The organism is Pseudomonas sp. GW821-FHT07G10 (assembly GCF_059418545.1).
Map to the genome: position 1 here is coordinate 243,229 of NZ_JBWKQB010000002.1, position 16,572 is coordinate 259,800.

Annotated in this window: 12 protein-coding genes; all 12 read left to right on the forward strand. The window is 58.5% G+C overall.

The window, feature by feature from the left end:
* The first annotated feature begins 101 nt into the window (after nucleotides 1-101).
* The 12 genes from tssF (at nucleotide 102) to AC07O1_RS04440 (ending at nucleotide 16,446) form a co-directional block, all read left to right on the forward strand.
* Complete coding sequence (gene tssF / locus AC07O1_RS04385) at nucleotides 102-1,889, forward strand: type VI secretion system baseplate subunit TssF (protein ID WP_495088019.1); 1,788 nt, start codon at nucleotides 102-104, stop codon at nucleotides 1,887-1,889.
* Nucleotides 1,853-2,860: a type VI secretion system baseplate subunit TssG gene (gene tssG / locus AC07O1_RS04390; protein WP_495088020.1), complete on the forward strand. Its 1,008-nt coding sequence runs from the start codon at nucleotides 1,853-1,855 to the stop codon at nucleotides 2,858-2,860. The genes tssF and tssG overlap by 37 nt, the downstream gene beginning before the upstream one ends.
* A 6-nt stretch (nucleotides 2,861-2,866) precedes the next feature.
* A complete protein-coding gene (gene tssH / locus AC07O1_RS04395; RefSeq protein ID WP_495088021.1) occupies nucleotides 2,867-5,470 on the forward strand; it encodes a type VI secretion system ATPase TssH in 2,604 nt (867 codons plus the stop codon).
* Between the two features lie 10 nt (nucleotides 5,471-5,480).
* On the forward strand, nucleotides 5,481-6,998 hold the full coding sequence (locus tag AC07O1_RS04400; RefSeq protein WP_495088022.1) for a sigma-54 interaction domain-containing protein: 1,518 nt from the start codon (nucleotides 5,481-5,483) through the stop codon (nucleotides 6,996-6,998).
* Nucleotides 6,999-7,091: 93 nt separating this feature from the next.
* Nucleotides 7,092-7,232, forward strand: coding sequence for a type VI secretion protein (locus tag AC07O1_RS04405; protein WP_494990923.1), 141 nt, complete (start codon nucleotides 7,092-7,094; stop codon nucleotides 7,230-7,232).
* Nucleotides 7,233-7,251: 19 nt separating this feature from the next.
* A complete protein-coding gene (gene tagH / locus AC07O1_RS04410; RefSeq protein WP_495088023.1) occupies nucleotides 7,252-8,451 on the forward strand; it encodes a type VI secretion system-associated FHA domain protein TagH in 1,200 nt (399 codons plus the stop codon).
* Nucleotides 8,452-8,456: 5 nt separating this feature from the next.
* On the forward strand, nucleotides 8,457-8,957 hold the full coding sequence (tssJ, locus tag AC07O1_RS04415; protein ID WP_495088024.1) for a type VI secretion system lipoprotein TssJ: 501 nt from the start codon (nucleotides 8,457-8,459) through the stop codon (nucleotides 8,955-8,957).
* 2 nt (nucleotides 8,958-8,959) lie between these two features.
* On the forward strand, nucleotides 8,960-10,291 hold the full coding sequence (gene tssK, locus AC07O1_RS04420; RefSeq protein WP_495088025.1) for a type VI secretion system baseplate subunit TssK: 1,332 nt from the start codon (nucleotides 8,960-8,962) through the stop codon (nucleotides 10,289-10,291).
* A gap of 5 nt (nucleotides 10,292-10,296) precedes the next feature.
* Nucleotides 10,297-11,163, forward strand: a complete 867-nt coding sequence (gene icmH / locus AC07O1_RS04425; RefSeq protein WP_495088026.1) for a type IVB secretion system protein IcmH/DotU — start codon at nucleotides 10,297-10,299, stop codon at nucleotides 11,161-11,163.
* Nucleotides 11,164-11,177: 14 nt separating this feature from the next.
* Nucleotides 11,178-14,711: a type VI secretion system membrane subunit TssM gene (gene tssM / locus AC07O1_RS04430; protein WP_495088027.1), complete on the forward strand. Its 3,534-nt coding sequence runs from the start codon at nucleotides 11,178-11,180 to the stop codon at nucleotides 14,709-14,711.
* Nucleotides 14,711-15,439, forward strand: a complete 729-nt coding sequence (locus AC07O1_RS04435; protein WP_495088028.1) for a PP2C family protein-serine/threonine phosphatase — start codon at nucleotides 14,711-14,713, stop codon at nucleotides 15,437-15,439. Before tssM ends, AC07O1_RS04435 begins: the two co-directional genes overlap by 1 nt.
* Nucleotides 15,436-16,446: a serine/threonine-protein kinase gene (locus AC07O1_RS04440; RefSeq protein ID WP_495088029.1), complete on the forward strand. Its 1,011-nt coding sequence runs from the start codon at nucleotides 15,436-15,438 to the stop codon at nucleotides 16,444-16,446. The genes AC07O1_RS04435 and AC07O1_RS04440 overlap by 4 nt, the downstream gene beginning before the upstream one ends.
* The last annotated feature ends 126 nt before the right edge of the window (nucleotides 16,447-16,572 follow it).

The window sequence follows — 16,572 nt, forward strand, 5'->3', positions numbered from 1 at the left end:
GTCACCGACCCAGTCGCTTCCCCGCGTCCTGGTCATGGCACCGGGCCGATTGCGATTTACAGCACCCAGCCACGCAAAAACAGCATGCAAAGGTGACCCCCGTGTCTTTTAACCACTACTACCAAAGCGAACTCACCGCGCTTCGCCAGTTGGGTCGCCGTTTCGCTGAGCGTAGTCCGGCATTGGCACCGTTTTTGGGACAGTCCGGGCGTGATCCGGATGTGGAGCGGTTGCTTGAGGGGTTTGCGTTTCTGACCGGTCGCTTGCGCCAGAAGCTCGATGACGAATTGCCGGAGCTGAGTCATTCGCTGATGCACCTGCTGTGGCCGAACTACATGCGGCCGCTGCCGGCGTTCAGTATTTTGCAATTCGATGCGCTGAAGCGTTCCGGGCCGGCATTGCTGGTCGAGCGCGATACGCCAGTGGAGAGCGTGCCGATCGATGACGTGCGCTGCCGCTTTCGCACCTGCTATCCGACGGAAGTGTTACCGCTGGATTTGACCACTCTGAAGTACTCGGTGAAGGGCGATGGTTCGCTGTTGAGCTTGCAGCTGGAGATGAGTTGCGATGGGCATATCGGTGAACTGAACCTGAGTCGCTTGCGGCTGCATCTAGCCGGCGAGCGCTATATCAGCCAGATGCTTTATCTGAGCCTGCTGCGCAACCTTGAAGGTATCCAGTTGATCCCTCTGGATGCGGCCAACAAGCCGATTAATGGCGTCAGCGGCGCGCCAATGTTGTTCAGCCTGCCGAGCGATCGGGTGCAGCCGGTCGGCTTTGCCGAAGAGGAAGCCTTGATTCCGTATCCGTTAAATACCTTCCGCGGATATCGCTATTTGCAGGAATATTTCGCCTTTCAGGACAAGTTTCTGTTCGTCGATTTGAACGGCCTCAATCTGCTCAAATCCCTGCCCGAAAATACCCTTAAGCAGATACGCGGCCTGGAGCTTCGCTTTGATATTCGCAAGAGCGGCATTCAGCGACTGCGTCCGACCCTGGACAACGTAAAGCTGTACTGCACGCCTATCGTCAATCTGTTCAAGCACGATGCCTTGCCGATCCGCCTCGATGGCAAGCAGGACGAATACCTGTTGCTGCCGGCCGAGTATGACCTTGGAAACTGCGGGGTATTCTCGATCGAAAGTGTTACTGGCTGGCGTCCGGGCGGTACAGGATCTCAGGAGTACGTACCGTTCGAATCCTTCGAGCACGACCCAAGCTTTGATGTGCTGCAGAGCCGTGCGCACTACAGCATTCGTCAACGTTCCTCGTTGTTGCATGACGGTCTCGACACCTACCTCAGTTTCGGTATTCGCCGCACCGATGCCCAGGAAACCTTATCCATCGAGCTGACCTGCACCAACCAGAACCTGCCGCGCCGACTAAAGCTCGGCGACATCTGCCAGGCCTGCGAAGAGACACCGCAGTTCCTCAGTTTCCGCGACATCACCCCTGCCACGTCGAGCTTCGCGCCGCCGTTGAATTGTGACTTCCTCTGGAAGTTGATCAGCAACATGTCACTCAACTACCTATCGCTGGCCAACGTCGACGCGCTCAAGGTGATCCTCGAGACCTACGACCTGCCACGCTACTACGACCGGCATGCAGAAAAGGTCAGCAAACGCTTGCTGGACGGTCTCAAATTGATCCGTCATCAACACGTTGACAGATTGTACCGTGGGTTGCCGCTGCGCGGATTGCGCACAGAGCTGACTATCGACCCGCAAGGGTACATCGGCGAAGGAGATCTGTTCGTTTTCGCTTCGATTCTTAACGAGTTTTTCGCTCTCTACGCCAGTCTCAATTCGTACCACGAACTGCGGGTAAAAAGCACAGAGGGAGAGGTGTACCAATGGGCGCCACGTATGGGCCTGCAGCCCCTGCTTTAAGCGAGCTGACCCGGGTAATACGCGAGTACTCGCTGTTTCAGGCCGTGCTGCTGGTGGTTGACCGGCTGCGCGTGGCCCACCCGCACTTGAGTGACGAGGAGGTTTACGACCAACTGGAATTCCAGGCTAACCCGAGCCTGGGGTTCCCCGGCAGCGATGTTGATAGCGTGGAGTTTTTCGAGGAGCACGGTGAACTGCGCGCGCGCCTGTGTTTCAACCTGATAGGCCTGGTTGGTTCCGGTTCGCCGCTACCGGCGTTCTACGGCGAACAGGCCTTGGGCAACAACCAGGACGACAACCCGACGCGCACTTTCCTTGATTTGTTTCACCACCGTCTGCAACGGCTGATGCTGCCGATCTGGCGTAAGTACCGCTATCGAGCGAGTTTTCGGAGCGGTGCAATCGACCCGTTTTCCGAGCAGCTGTTCGCGCTGATCGGTCTGGGTGGTGAAGACATCCGCACAGCCAGGGAGCTGAACTGGAAGCGTCTGCTGCCGTACCTCGGCTTACTCAGTTTACGCGCCCACTCGGCAGCGCTGATTGAGGCGGTACTGCGCTACTACTTCAAGCATGCGGAGCTTGTCATCGAGCAGTGCATCGAGCGCCGTGTGGAAATCCTGGAGGAGCAGCGCAATCGCTTGGGGCGCGCCAACAGCAGGCTCGGCGAAGATCTGGTGCTCGGCGAGTGTGTGCGCGATCGCAGTGGCAAGTTCCGCATTCATATCCGTCAGCTCGACTGGCAACGTTTCCACGAATTCCTGCCGATTGGTTTCGGCTACCAGCCGCTGTGCGCATTGGTGCGATTCACCCTGCGTGACCCCTTGGACTACGACATTCGCCTGGTCCTGCGTCAGGACGAAATCCGCGAGTTGCGTATCGGGGAGCAGAACACCTGTCGCCTCGGGTGGACCAGTTGGCTGGGCGGTGAACACGCAGACGGCGTGGTGATCCTGGGCAGTAAAACTCATTAAGGACGGATGACCATGATCAATGTAGACCTGCAACAACTTATCCAGGTGCTGGACGCCGAAACCCGTCGAGACCTGGAAGGTTCTGCCGAACGCTGTGTGGTTCGCGGCGGCAGCAAAATCCTCGTTGAAGACCTGTTGCTGGGATTGTTGGAGCGTCCGCAAGGTTTGCTGGCTCGGGCCCTGCAAGACGCTGATGTGAATGCTGGCGAGCTGATCGGGGCCCTGCAACCGCGCCTCGAACACAGTGCTTCGCGTAACCCGGTGTTTGCTCCTGAACTGGTGCAGTGGTTACAAGATGCGCTGGTAGTGGCCAACCTCGAGTTGGGTCAAAGCCACGTCGAGCAAGCGGCGCTGATTCTCTCGCTGCTGCGCAACCCGATGCGTTATGCCGGTAGCCGTTATCAGCCATTACTGGCCAGGCTCAATATTGAACGTCTGAAGGATTTTGCCCTGTCTGAAAAGGCCTATCCGGCTGGCAAACCCACCATTGCGGGCGAATCGCTCTTGCAACGTTTTACTCACAACCTGACCCAGCAAGCCCGTGACGGCAAGCTTGATCCGGTGTTGTGTCGCGACGGCTCGATCCGCCAGATGATCGACATCCTCGCACGCCGCCGCAAAAACAACCCGATCGTGGTCGGTGAAGCCGGCGTCGGTAAAACCGCAATCGTCGAAGGCCTGGCATCGCGGATCGCTGCCGATGAAGTCCCGCAGGTGCTCAAGGGCGTCGAGCTACTGTCGCTGGACATGGGCCTGTTGCAAGCCGGAGCCAGCATCAAAGGTGAGTTCGAACGGCGCCTCAAAGGCGTGATCGAAGAAGTCAAAGCGTCGCCCAAACCGATCATTCTGTTTATTGATGAAGCCCACACATTGATTGGTGCTGGCGGCCAAGCCGGTGGTTTGGATGCGGCTAACCTGCTGAAACCAGCGCTTGCTCGTGGTGAGTTGCGTACCATCGCCGCGACGACGTGGGCAGAGTACAAGAAGTACTTTGAGAAAGATCAGGCTTTGGCTCGGCGCTTTCAGCCGGTGCAATTGCACGAGCCCACCGTCTGCGAAGCCGTGACTATTCTTCGTGGCTTGGCCCAGGTCTATGAGAAGAGCCATGGCATCTACTTGCGTGATGATGCGGTGGTTGCCGCCGCTGAATTGTCAGCCCGTTACCTCGCTGGCCGGCAACTGCCGGATAAGGCCGTTGATGTCCTCGACACCGCGTGCGCCCGGGTGCGGATCAGCCTGGCTGCCGCGCCGGAAAGTCTGGAACGCATGCGCGGAGAACTGGCTGAAGGCGGTCGTCAGCGTCAGGCCCTGCGCCGCGATGCCGAGGCCGGTTTGCCGATCGATCAGCAAGAGCTGGACGCTCTGGAAGCTCGCTTGGCCGATGCCGAAGTCGAGCAGCAAGCGTTGGAAAAACGCTGGGGTAAACAGCGCAAGTTGGCTGAGCGTCTGCTGGAACTGCGTCAGCAATTGGTCAAGGCCCGAGAGGTCGAAACCCTCAAGACTCCAGTCGATCAGACGCAAAGCGTCGAAGCCCTGGAAGCCGCACTCAACGAAACCCACCGTACCCTGAGCGACGCCCAGACAAGTGAGCGTCTGGTGCGTTTCGAGGTTTGCCCGCATCTGGTGGCGGAAGTGATCTGCGCCTGGACCGGTGTGCCGCTGGCGCAATTGGCCCGTGAGCACAATGCGAAGGTCGCAAGCTTCGCTAAGGACTTGCGCACGCGTATTCGTGGTCAGGAGCAAGCGGTCCACGCGCTGGACCGTTCGATGCGCGCCAACGCTGCTGGCTTGAACAAACCGGATGCACCGGCGGGCGTATTCCTGCTGGTCGGTCCTAGTGGAGTCGGCAAGACCGAAACCGCGCTGGCATTGGCAGACCTGCTGTATGGCGGTGACCGTTTCATCACCACCCTCAACATGTCCGAGTTCCAGGAGAAGCACACTGTCTCTCGGTTGATCGGAGCGCCGCCGGGCTACGTCGGCTATGGCGAAGGCGGGATGCTCACTGAAGCGGTGCGACAGAAGCCGTACTCGGTGGTACTGCTCGACGAAGTCGAGAAGGCCGACCCAGATGTACTGAACCTGTTCTATCAGATCTTCGACAAAGGCGTGGCCAACGACGGTGAAGGGCGTGAGATCGACTTTCGCAACACGTTGATACTGATGACCTCGAACCTTGCCAGCGACCGCATCAGCGAGCTCTGCGAGAACGGTACGCGGCCGACGGCCGAAGCCCTCGAAGAAGCCATCCGCCCTTTCCTCAGCAAGCATTTCAAACCAGCGTTGCTGGCACGCATGCGGGTGGTCCCTTACTACCCGGTCAGTGGCCCGATCCTGCGTGAGCTGATCGAAATCAAACTGCGACGTTTGGGTGATCGTTTGCAACGGCGCCAATTGAGCTTCAGTCACTGCCAGACGCTTGTCGAGCATCTGGTTGAGCGCTGCACTCAAAGCGACAGCGGCGCGCGGTTGATCGATCACATGCTGGATCTGCACCTGTTGCCGTTGGTGGCTGACCGGCTCCTTGACGCCATGGCCAATGGCGAAAGCCTTAAGCGCGTACATGCGACGTTCGACGCCAGCGCCGGCGTGACCTGCGAGTTCTCCTGAGGTGGGTGTGATGTTTACTCGAGTAGGGCAGCCGCTGGTCTATGCCGAAGCTTTGGTGGCGCAATTTACCAGCCTTTCCAGTGTGTCCGACTGCGCTACGTTGCTGGGTGACTTTGTGCGGGCAGCAGCCGAACTCAGTGCCTGTGAGTTGAGTCAGCTGTACTTGCTCGATGTGACTCACACCCACCTGTGGCTGAACGCCGAGTGCTTGCAGGGCACTCTGAAGCTACGGGAGGCCGCGAGCCTGCCGGTAGATTACAACGGCGAGCAGTTGCTGCAGTTCGCGTTGTGCCAGAACCGGGTAGTGAGCTTCAGCAACTTGAACGCAAGCCTCTACGAAACCAGTTTCTTGCCGGTGCAGGACGTACCGTGGCAGTCGCTGTTGTGCGTGCCCTTGGTCAACCAGCAGAAGGCTGTTCAAGGGCTGCTGCTCTGTGTCAGCCGCGAGCATGTCGATTTACAAGGTTTTGCTGATTCACTTGGGCAATTGGGCTCGTTCGTTCTGGCGCAGTTGCACCTGCTGCAAGGTTTGCGTCGACCAGCGGGCTATGTATCGTCGACGCCCAACGTTATCACGAATGCCAGTGGTTACGGGTTGATCGGCAGGAGCCCTGCCATGCACCAGACTTTACAGCTGATCAGCAAGGTTTTGCACAACCCCTACACCGTATTGCTACATGGCGAGACCGGGACTGGTAAAGAAGTAGTTGCTCGCGCCATTCACGATTGTGGACCGCGGCGTTCCCGGGCGTTCATTGTGCAGAACTGCGCGGCGTTTCCGGAAAACCTGTTGGAAAGTGAATTGTTCGGTTACCGCAAAGGAGCCTTTACCGGCGCCGATCGTGACCGCGCCGGGCTGTTCGATGCGGCTAATGGCGGAACCTTGCTGCTGGATGAAATCGGCGACATGCCGATTTCGCTGCAAGCCAAGTTGTTGCGAGTGTTGCAGGAAGGCGAGATTCGTCCGCTGGGCTCCAACGACACCCATAAGTCCGACGTGCGCATTCTCGCTGCGACCCACCGTGATCTGTCGGTGTTGGTGGGCGAGGGTAAGTTTCGAGAGGACCTGTATTACCGCCTGGCGCAGTTTCCCATCGAATTGCCGGCATTGCGTCAGCGCGAGGGTGACATCCCCGATCTGGCCAGGCATTTCGCCGACAAGGCCTGCGCTTTTCTGCAGCGCGACCTGGTGCGCTGGTCCGACGCAGCGCTGGATCGCCTGTGCGCTTATGACTTTCCAGGCAACGTGCGCGAGCTCAAAGGGTTGGTGGAGCGTGCGGTGTTGCTCTGCGAGGACGGGGAATTGCTGGCCGAGCACTTTTCGTTGCGCACCGACGTTGTGCCGCAAGCATTCAGCCTGAATCTGCGTGAACGTCTGGTACAGGTCGAGCGCAGTCTGTTGCTCGATTGCCTGCGCAAGAACGGAGGTAACCAGACCCTGGCGGCCCGTGAACTGGGCTTGCCGCGCCGCACTCTGCTGTATCGCCTCGGGCGCCTGAATCTAAACCTTGGCAATTTTGAGGGTTAGCAACGCGTGCTGATTTCAACCCGATTTTTCGCTCTTCGCAGAGTCGCCAACCAGGTCGACGCTGTCAGCATTGTCTTTCCATGGAGCCACCTGATGTCTGTTCGCCACTGGCAAACCGTCCTGCTGATCCTCGTCGTTCTAAGCAGCCTCGGCGGCTGTAACGGCAACTACAAATTCAACGACAACACCTATCGCCCATTGGGTGATCCGCAGACGGTCAATCGCGGTCAGTGAGCGCAAGGAGCATGATCATATGGAACTGGTTTTTAAAATGCTGAACACCCAGCAGTTTGTGCCCACGCAGGCGAGTAGCAAAACCTTCACGCAGGCCGGCGGCGTGATAGGGCGTGGCGAGGATTGCGACTGGATCATTCCAGACCGCAAACGTCACTTGTCCAACCATCACGCGTTGATCAGCTATCGCGACGGCGCTTTCTTCCTGACCGATACCAGCAGCAACGGTATTCAGGCCCGTGAAACCGGTGAGCGCCTGCGCAAGGACGAAGCCCGACGTATCGAGCATGGCAGCGTCTACATGCTGGGGGATTTCGAAATCCGCGCGCGGCTGGTCCGCACTCCAGCTATCTACGCGGCTGAAGTTGGCTGCCCGCAGGCTGCGGGGAACACCATTCCTGACGATGCCTTCCTCGACCTCGACCCGGTGAGTGCGCTCGACCAGCAGGAGCGGGTGTACTTGGAGCTCGATGAGTTCACCGAGCTCAATGCGCCGCGCCAAGAGTCGAAGCAGTGCGCCGACTATGCGCGCATCGACATGGAAAGCTTGATCGTGCCCGAGCTGATCTCGGCGCCGGAAGAGGCAGCGCCTGCGTCAGCATCTAAGACGGTGGAACTGCAGAGCGAAGGTTTCTGGCAACATTTTGGCGCCGCGCTGGGGGTCGATCTTGACTTTCTTGACCACGAGCGCCGCGAAGCCCTGGCGATTAATGCTGCGTGTTTGCTCAAGCAAAGCATTGGTGGTTTGCAGCAGAGTCTGCACACCCGTAGCGAGCTGAAGAATGAACTGCGTCTGGCGTTGACCACCGCTCAGGGCACCAGCAAAAACCCGCTGAAATTTGCCGCGGATGCCAGCGAAGCGCTGGGCGTTCTGCTGCAGCCCAACAAGCCGGGCCAGTTTCCGGCCGAGCAAGCCATCGCCCGGGCCTTCCGCGACCTGCAGGCGCATCAGGTGGCTTTGCTTGCCGCCAGTCGTGCGGCGATACGCGGCGCCCTCGAACACTTCTCGCCGCAACAGCTGACCCTGCGTTTCGAGCGCGACGGCCACCAGCCGCTACTCGCCACTTCGGGCAACCGCTGGAGAGCCTATGGTCGTTACCACCAGGCGTTGTGTCAGGACCATGACTGGTGCGAGCGCCTGTTGGCTCGGGATTTCGCTCAAGCCTACGAAGAACAGATCCGCCTGATCTCCACCCTCCACCCTGAACACCAAGGATGATGCGAATGTCTCGCTTCTCGACCGTTTTACTCAAAACACTGACTGCGCTCGCCGCTCTGGTGCTACTGGCCGGTTGCTCGTCGCTTTCGCCGTATTCCAGCATGACCAAGCTGGACCTGAAGCTGACCGCCAGCGACCAGGTCAACCCGGACCTTAACGGCCGACCTTCGCCGATCGTGGTACGACTGATGGAGCTCAAGCACCCGGTGGCTTTTGAGAACGCCGACTTCTTCAGTCTCTACGAACGCGCCAGGGAATCCTTGGCACCGGACCTGGGGGCCAGCGAAGAGCTTGAGTTGCGCCCCGGGGAAAGTGTCGAGCTCAAGCTCAGCCTCGAGAGTGGTAGCCGTTACGTTGGGGTGTTGGCGGCCTACCGTGACCTGCCTGAAACCAAGTGGCGCTATGTGGTTCAGGTCACTCCGGTGAAATTGACGGAGGCCGAGTTGACTCTCGATCAGGCCGGTATCCACAACAACAATAAAACGTTCGCCAAGGCGGATGACTGATTATGAGTGTGCATAAAGTCATTTGGCAGGAAGGCATGCTGTTGCGCCCACAGCATTTCCAGCACAACGATCGTTACTACGATAACCAGATGAAAACCCGTACCCAATTACTGGGTAGTTACATTTGGGGTTTTCTCGGGCTTGAGATCGACCTGCAGTTCCTCAACATGGGCAAACTGGTGATCAGCCACGCCTGTGGAGTCTTGCCCGACGGAAGCCTGTTCGAGTTGGGTGGCAACACCGAGCCACTAGCTCTGGATGTACCGCCGAATACAGGCAATACGCCGATCTATCTGGCCTTGCCACTGGTGACCGGCAACCACATCGAATCCCGTCACCCGGAGCAATCCGACGTGCTGGCGCGCTATACCGCCTATGAGGCACAAGTGGCCGACTCCAACGCGGGTGATGACTTCAGCTGCCAGGTCAGCTGTGCACGTCCGGATTTTCGCCTGCTACTCGGCGAGCAGCAGAGTGATCAGGCCTACGTGAAGCTGAAAATCTGCGAAGTCCTCAACACTACCCCAGACGGCGTGATCACTCTCGACCCGGACTTCGTTCCGACTTTCATTCACGCCCATGCTTGCGGTTACCTGCTGTCGTGTCTCAAAGAAGTCATCAGCATGCTTGGTCACCGGGGCGACGCCATTGCTGAGCGGATTCGCGCCAACGGTAAGGTCGGCGGTGCGGAAGTCGGCGACTTCATGATGCTGCAATTGATCAACCGGACCGAACTGGTGCTGCGCCACTACCTCAGCCTGGAACACGTACATCCGGAGGAGTTGTATCGCACGCTGCTGTCGATGCTGGGTGATCTAGCGACGTTCGCCAGCGACAGCAAACGCCCGAATCTGGACAGTCGTTACCTGCATAGCGACCAGGGCGCGAGCTTCCGCAAACTAATGGAGGCGATCCGTCAGGTGCTGTCGATGGTGCTTGAACAGCACGCCACCGAACTGGCGCTGCAAGCCCGTCAATACGGGATTCTGGTGTCGCCGCTGCACGACCACAAACTGCTGGGTTCGGCGTCGTTCGTGCTGGCGGCCAGTGCCAACTGCGATGGTGACGAGTTGCGCCATCGTTTGCCGGCACACCTCAAAGTTGGCCCGGTAGAGCGCATTCGCCAATTGGTTAACCTGCACCTGCCAGGCATCAAGGTCAAACCCTTGCCCGTGGCTCCGCGACAGATTCCGTTTCACTCGAACAAAACCTATTTCATCCTCGAACTCAATTCCGAAGACTTAGTGCAACTGGAAGGCTCCGGTGGCTTCGCCTTTCACGTGTCTGGTGAATTTGCCGAACTTGAATTGAAATTCTGGGCCATCAGGAACTGAACGATATGATCAAGGAAAACGATCACCAGCTCGATGACAAGACAGTCCTTCTCGATCGTCAAGGTCACGACCCTGCTTTAAGCCCTCTCACCGACTTTGCTGTGCCGCCGCGTATCGAACAGCTGGAAGAGCGGATGATTTATGCCGCGCGTCTTCGCCCGGCGGAGGTGTTCAACGTCAGCCTCAACTCGTTGGTCGCGGCGGCTTCCGAACTGCTGTCGGAAGTAGTGCGGCTCAAGCACAGCAAGTCTGGCGAAGACATGCGAAGACTTCATGAGCGACTGACCAACAGTCTGAAACAGTTTGAAGTTCTGGCGCTGCACAGCGGTGCTGAGAGTAGCCAGGTAATGGCCGCCCGTTACGTCCTCTGCACTGTGGCCGATGAAGCGGTGGTCACGACATCCTGGGGCAACGAAAGCGAGTGGGCGCAGATGAGCCTGCTCAGTAGCTTCCACAACGAAACTTTCGGCGGTGAAAAATTCTTCCAAATGCTCGATCGGCTGTCGAAGAGCCCGGTCAAGCATTTGCCGATACTTGAACTGATGTACCTGTGTCTGTCGCTGGGCTTCGAAGGCAAATACCGGGTGATGACCCGCGGAGTGCTGGAGCTCGAGGGTATTCGCGACGCCTTGTATCGACAGATTCGCCAGCTGCGCGGTGACGTTTCCCGTGAGCTGTCACCCCATTGGGAAGGTATCAGTGATCAGCGCCGCAGGCTGGTGCGCATCGTGCCGTGGTGGATGGTGGTGCTGTTCACGGTAGGTTGCCTGGCAATGATGTATTCGGGTTTCTCCTGGGTCCTCGGCGAGCAGCGTGAGACCGTTCTGCAACCCTATCTGCAGCTTGATCCGGCCGTGGTTCAACCTCGTTAATACAGGGAAGCGTGATGAGATTTTTCTTCAAAAAAGTCGGCGCGTTTGTGCGCAGGACCTGGGTCTGGACGTTGCTGCTGGTGCTGTTCGTAGCGATGTTGGTCTGGTTCATCGGACCGCTGCTCGCGGTCAATGACTACAAGTTCTGGGAAGGTTCGACCTCCCGTTTACTGACTATCAGTGTGTTATTCCTGATCTGGGGGCTCACTATGGTCTTCGCCGGCTGGCATACCGGTGTGCGCAAGAAACAGGTCGAAGAAAGCGAGGGCGGCCAGGATCGCCTCCGCCGTGAAGAGCTGATCGACGAAGAGCATAAAGAACTGCGCAGTCGCTTCAAGGATGCCTTGCGCACCTTGAAGAGTTCGAGTTTGTATCGCGGTCGCAGTGAACGCTGGCGCGACGATTTACCCTGGTACCTGCTGATCGGACCGCAGGGCAGCGGCAAGACCAGCCTGCTGGACTTTTCGGGGTTGGAGTTTCCGATCAACAAGATCGAACGCAAACTGACCCGCGATACCTCCGGGACTATGCATTGCGACTGGTACTTCGCCGATCACGGCGTATTAATCGACACCGCCGGTCGCTACCTGACCCAGCCCGACGCCGACGTTGACGGCGGTGCCTGGACAACCTTGCTGAGTCTGCTACGCACTCGTCGCCGCAACCGTCCGCTCAATGGCGTGCTGGTGACTATTCCCGTCGGGATGCTACTGGCCAGCAGTGAACAGGACCTTGATATCCTCGCGCGCCAGGTCCGTGCGCGTCTGCAAGATGTTCACCAGAAGCTGCATGTCGATTTACCGATCTATCTGGTCCTGAGCAAAGCCGATGAGTTGTTGGGCTTCGATGAGTTCTTCGATCAGCTGAGTCGTGAAGAAAGTGATCAGGTATTCGGTACCAGTTTCCGCAAAGAGCAGAGCGGGACTGACGTGGCGGTGCTGCGTCAGGAGTTCGAAGAACTGCTGCGGCGCCTCAACAGCCAAGTGATCATGCGTATGCACCAGGAGCGCGACACTCAGCGTCGGGGACGGATACTCGACTTTCCGCATCAGCTAGGGCAGATCGGCGAGCGTCTGTGTCTGTTTGTCGACATGGCGTTTACTGGCAACCGCTATCAACGTGTCAGCCAATTGCGTGGTTTTTACCTGACCAGCGCCCCATACCTGACTGAAAAGCTTGACCGGGACACTGCGAGTATTGGCGCCAACCTGAGCATGAGCAGTGGTGTGCTGCCAACCTTGCGCAGCGGTCGTGCGCGTTTTATACACCACTTGTTGAGCCGAGTGATTTTTCCTGAGGCCGATCTGGTTGGGCTAGAAAAACGTGAGCACAGCCGAATCCATTGGGGGCAGCGTGCGTTATACGTCAGTGCACTGGTTGCGCTAGGCTTATTCGGTTCTCTCTGGGCTGGAGGTTATTCGGCCAACCATGAGCGTCTTGAGCGAATTCGTGATCTGGCACAAGAGTGGACTCAACAGCGTTCGTCGTTGAGTGCACGCGATGATGCGATGGCGGTCCTCAAGCCGCTGGATACGGCCTTTGAGGCGACCAAGGTCTTTGCCTCCAGAGGTGATGTTTCGCTACATGAGCATGTTGGTCTGTATCAGGGTGGACTGGCCGGTCCGGTGCTCAAGAGCTCCTATGAACGAGAGCTGGAAAAACAGCTGCTTCCAAGGGTCGCACAGCTGCTGGAAGGGCAGATCCGCGACAACATGAACGACCGCGATCGCCTGCTCAATAACTTGCGCGCGTACCTGATGCTGAGCATGACGGAACGTCGTGACCCATCGTGGCTGCAGGAGAGAGTTGCGTCCAATTGGTCGCTGCGTTACCCCGGTAACCCCGCGGTTCAGAGCGGACTGAATGCGCACTTCGAACGTCTGCTCAAACAGCCGTTTATCTATCCGCTCAACGATGCACTGGTCGCCCAGTCGCGTCAGATATTGCGTAGCGAATCCTTGGCCAACGTGGTCTATCGGGTTCTACGCGAGCAAGCCCGCAATCTACCGGAATACCGTCTTAGCCAGCATCTTGGCTCACAAGGTAGCTTGTTTGTCGGCACCGATTACCTGATCCCGGGCTTCTACACTCAGCAGGGTTATCAGCAGTATTTCACCATCCAGGGCGCGAGCCTGGTGACCGATATCCTGCGTGACAACTGGGTGCTGGGCGAGGGCGGCAGCATCAGCGGCATGGATTTGCGGCGCTTGATGGTCGAGCTTGAGCAGCTGTACTTCCGCGACTACGCCAACGCCTGGGGCGAGGCCGTCAGCCAGGTTGGTTTGCAGCCGTTCAGCGATGCTGGCGAAGGCGCTGATCAGCTTGCCGCTCTGACGTCGGCCAATTCGCCGCTGCTGTTACTGTTGGTCGCGGTGCGTGAAAACACACGCTTTGCGACCATCGTCGACAGCGTCGATGACGTGGCCGAAGTCGCTGATAAGTTCGGTGTGAAGGTTAGTATTCTGGGCAAGGTTGCAGCTGGCGCTGCGGCTGTGGGCAGTGCTCGGAGTGCACTGACCAAGAACCTGCCAGACACTGCGAAGCAATCCCTGCAACGTCGTTTCGAGCCGCTGCATCGGTTGCTGGACGACAACAACGGCCCAGCGGCTGACCTGACCCCAACCCTGCAAGCGCTCAACGACCTGCAATTGCAGCTGGCCAGTCTCGGTCGTGCGAGCCAGCCTGAGCAGGCCGCCTTCGAAATGGCCAAGACCCGCATGAGCGGCCAGCGCGATGCACTGAGTAACCTGCGGAACGCCTCGATGCGCTTACCGCGCCCGGTGAGTGTCTGGTTCAACCTGCTGGCCGAGGACACTTGGCGTCTGGTGCTCAACGATTCCTACCAGCACCTCAACCAGCGCTATCAGAGTGAGCTCTATAGCTTTTACGACAAGGCAATCAACAAGCGTTATCCGTTCAACGCCCATAGCACCAGCGATGTTGCCATCAACGACTTTCGCGAATTTTTCAAGGCGCAAGGTGTGGTGGATGGCTTCTTCGAAACCTACATGAGGCCTTTCATCAACGGCAATCCAGGCAACTATCGTTTGCGCAGCATCGATGGCCACAGCCTGCCGATGTCCAGGGGCTACCTCGACCAGATGGCCGCAGCGCAGGTGATCCGCCAGAGTTTCTTCGCACAAAATCCAGCCGAGCCGCAGGTGCAGTTCAAGCTTGAACCGTACACCCTCGACCCGGGCGTGAGCCGCGCTGAATTCCGCTTCGGCAGTCAGTTGATGGAATACCGCCATGGCCCGATTGTGTCGACGTCTTTCAATTGGCCGAGCGATGCAGAAGACGGTCGTGCCAGTCTGGTCCTGGAAAAAATGGCCGGCCGACCGATTGGTATCGAGAAAAACATCGGGCCTTGGTCGTTGTTCCGTCTTTTCGACCTGATGCAGACCGAGTACCTGACCGGCCGCGACGTGATGGTGCTCAAGGCCGATCTGGGTGGCCTGCGCGCCAACTATCTGCTGCTGAGCCAACGCACGCCGAACCCGTTCGACATGGGCGTGTTGCGCACCTTTCGTATGCCGGCGCAGCTCTGATGGGGGGTGTCAGTACCTGGCGCAGCGCGGCGCGTACCGATCCGGGCAAGGTTCGGGCGCGCAACGAAGATGCCTTCCTGGCCTGTCCGGAGCAGGGGCTTTGGGTGGTCGCCGACGGTATGGGCGGCCATCAGGGAGGTGATATTGCCAGTCAGCTGATTGTCGCCAGTCTCGCCGAACTACCTTCGCAAGACGGCTTCGATGAACGGCTCAAGGGTGTGCGCCAGTGCCTGCACTGGCTTAACCGCCGCCTGGGACAGGAACTGACCGTCACCGCCGAGCGGCGCGACTGCATTATGGGTAGCACCGTGGTCGTACTGTTGCTTGAGGGCAATCGTGCAGTCTGCACCTGGGCCGGTGACAGTCGCTGCTACCTGTGGCGCGGGCAGCGGCTCTATCAGCTGTCCAGGGATCACTCACTGCTACAGCAATTGATCGACGAAAAACAGATGAGTGTCGAGCAAGCCAAAGTCCACCCGTCCGCCAATGCGCTTACCCGAGCGGTCGGCGCCAGCGAGCAGTTGACCCTGGATGTGCTCGAGCTCGAGGTCTATCCAGGCGATGCGTTTTTGCTGTGCAGCGATGGCTTGTACCAAGGACTGTCCAGCGAAGTGCTGGGCAACGCCTTGAGCCTGCTTTCGCCGCAAGTGGCATTGGAGCGCTTGTTCGACAGCGCGTTGCGAGGCTCGGCTCGGGATAACCTGACCGCTGTGGTAATTCGCCAATGAGTGACCTCCTACCGCCGATGGACCACTTGCTGGCGACCGAAGAGGAACCAGGCAATCTGACTTGTTTCGCCTTCGCCATACCCTGTGAAATGCCGCGTGTCATGGTCCCGACCAAGACCCGCGCAGGCGAGTTGCCGGAGGTGCTCGGGGGGCGTTATCGCATCGAGCGCCTGCTTGGTGCCGGGGGCATGGGCGCAGTCTATCGAGCACGGGATCTGCTGCACGAACAGTATGGCGATCCCGACCCGTACATTGCGCTGAAAATACTCAGCGAAGAATTTGTCGAGTCTCCGGATGCAAGCGCCTTGCTCTATAGCGAGTTCGCCCTGACCCGACGGCTACACCATCCTAATGTACTGCGCCCACACAGCTTCGAAGTGGACGCCGATTTCCAGCGCGCCTTCTTCACCATGGAGCTGATGCGCGGGTTGACCCTGGATAGGTTGCTCTGCGAGCGGCCGACCGGTTTGCCGTGGAGCGAGCTGCGGGATGTCGCCGTACCGCTAATGAACGCCTTGGCCTATGCCCATGACCGCGGTGTACTGCATGGCGACTTGAAACCGAGCAATGTCATGCTCAGTGAAGAAGGGGTACGGCTGTTCGATTTTGGCCTCGGCCAGGCCGAGGAGGGTGTGTTGCCCGGCTTGCCGCGGCTGAGCCGTAGCCGATTCAACGCCTGGACGCCAAGTTACGCTGCCCCCGAACTGCTTGAAGGTGCACCGTTGTCGGCCAGTGCCGATCTATACGCGGTGGCCTGTGTAATCTTTGAACTGGCGGGCGGTAAGCACCCGTTCTGCCGTTTGCCATCTACCCGCGCCCGTGACTTGCACCTGGAGCGGCAACTGAAAGCGCCCAAACATCTTCCTGAACACTGTTGGCCAGCCCTGCGAACAGCGCTGGCCTTCGATGTGGCAGATCGAAAAATTACGACTCGTGAATTGCACGATGCCCTGTGTGTGCCCAAGTCTTGGCGGCAGTTACTACAGAGAGTGGGCTGGCCAGGATAATTCTGTGACTTGGTAGTCATCAACCGCAAAAACCGCATCATCTTCTTCTAACGCTGCACAACGGTGGCGTTCTTCAATGAAGCCGCTACACTGCGCCGGCCGTTCATTTTTTCCTTTGAGGCTGTG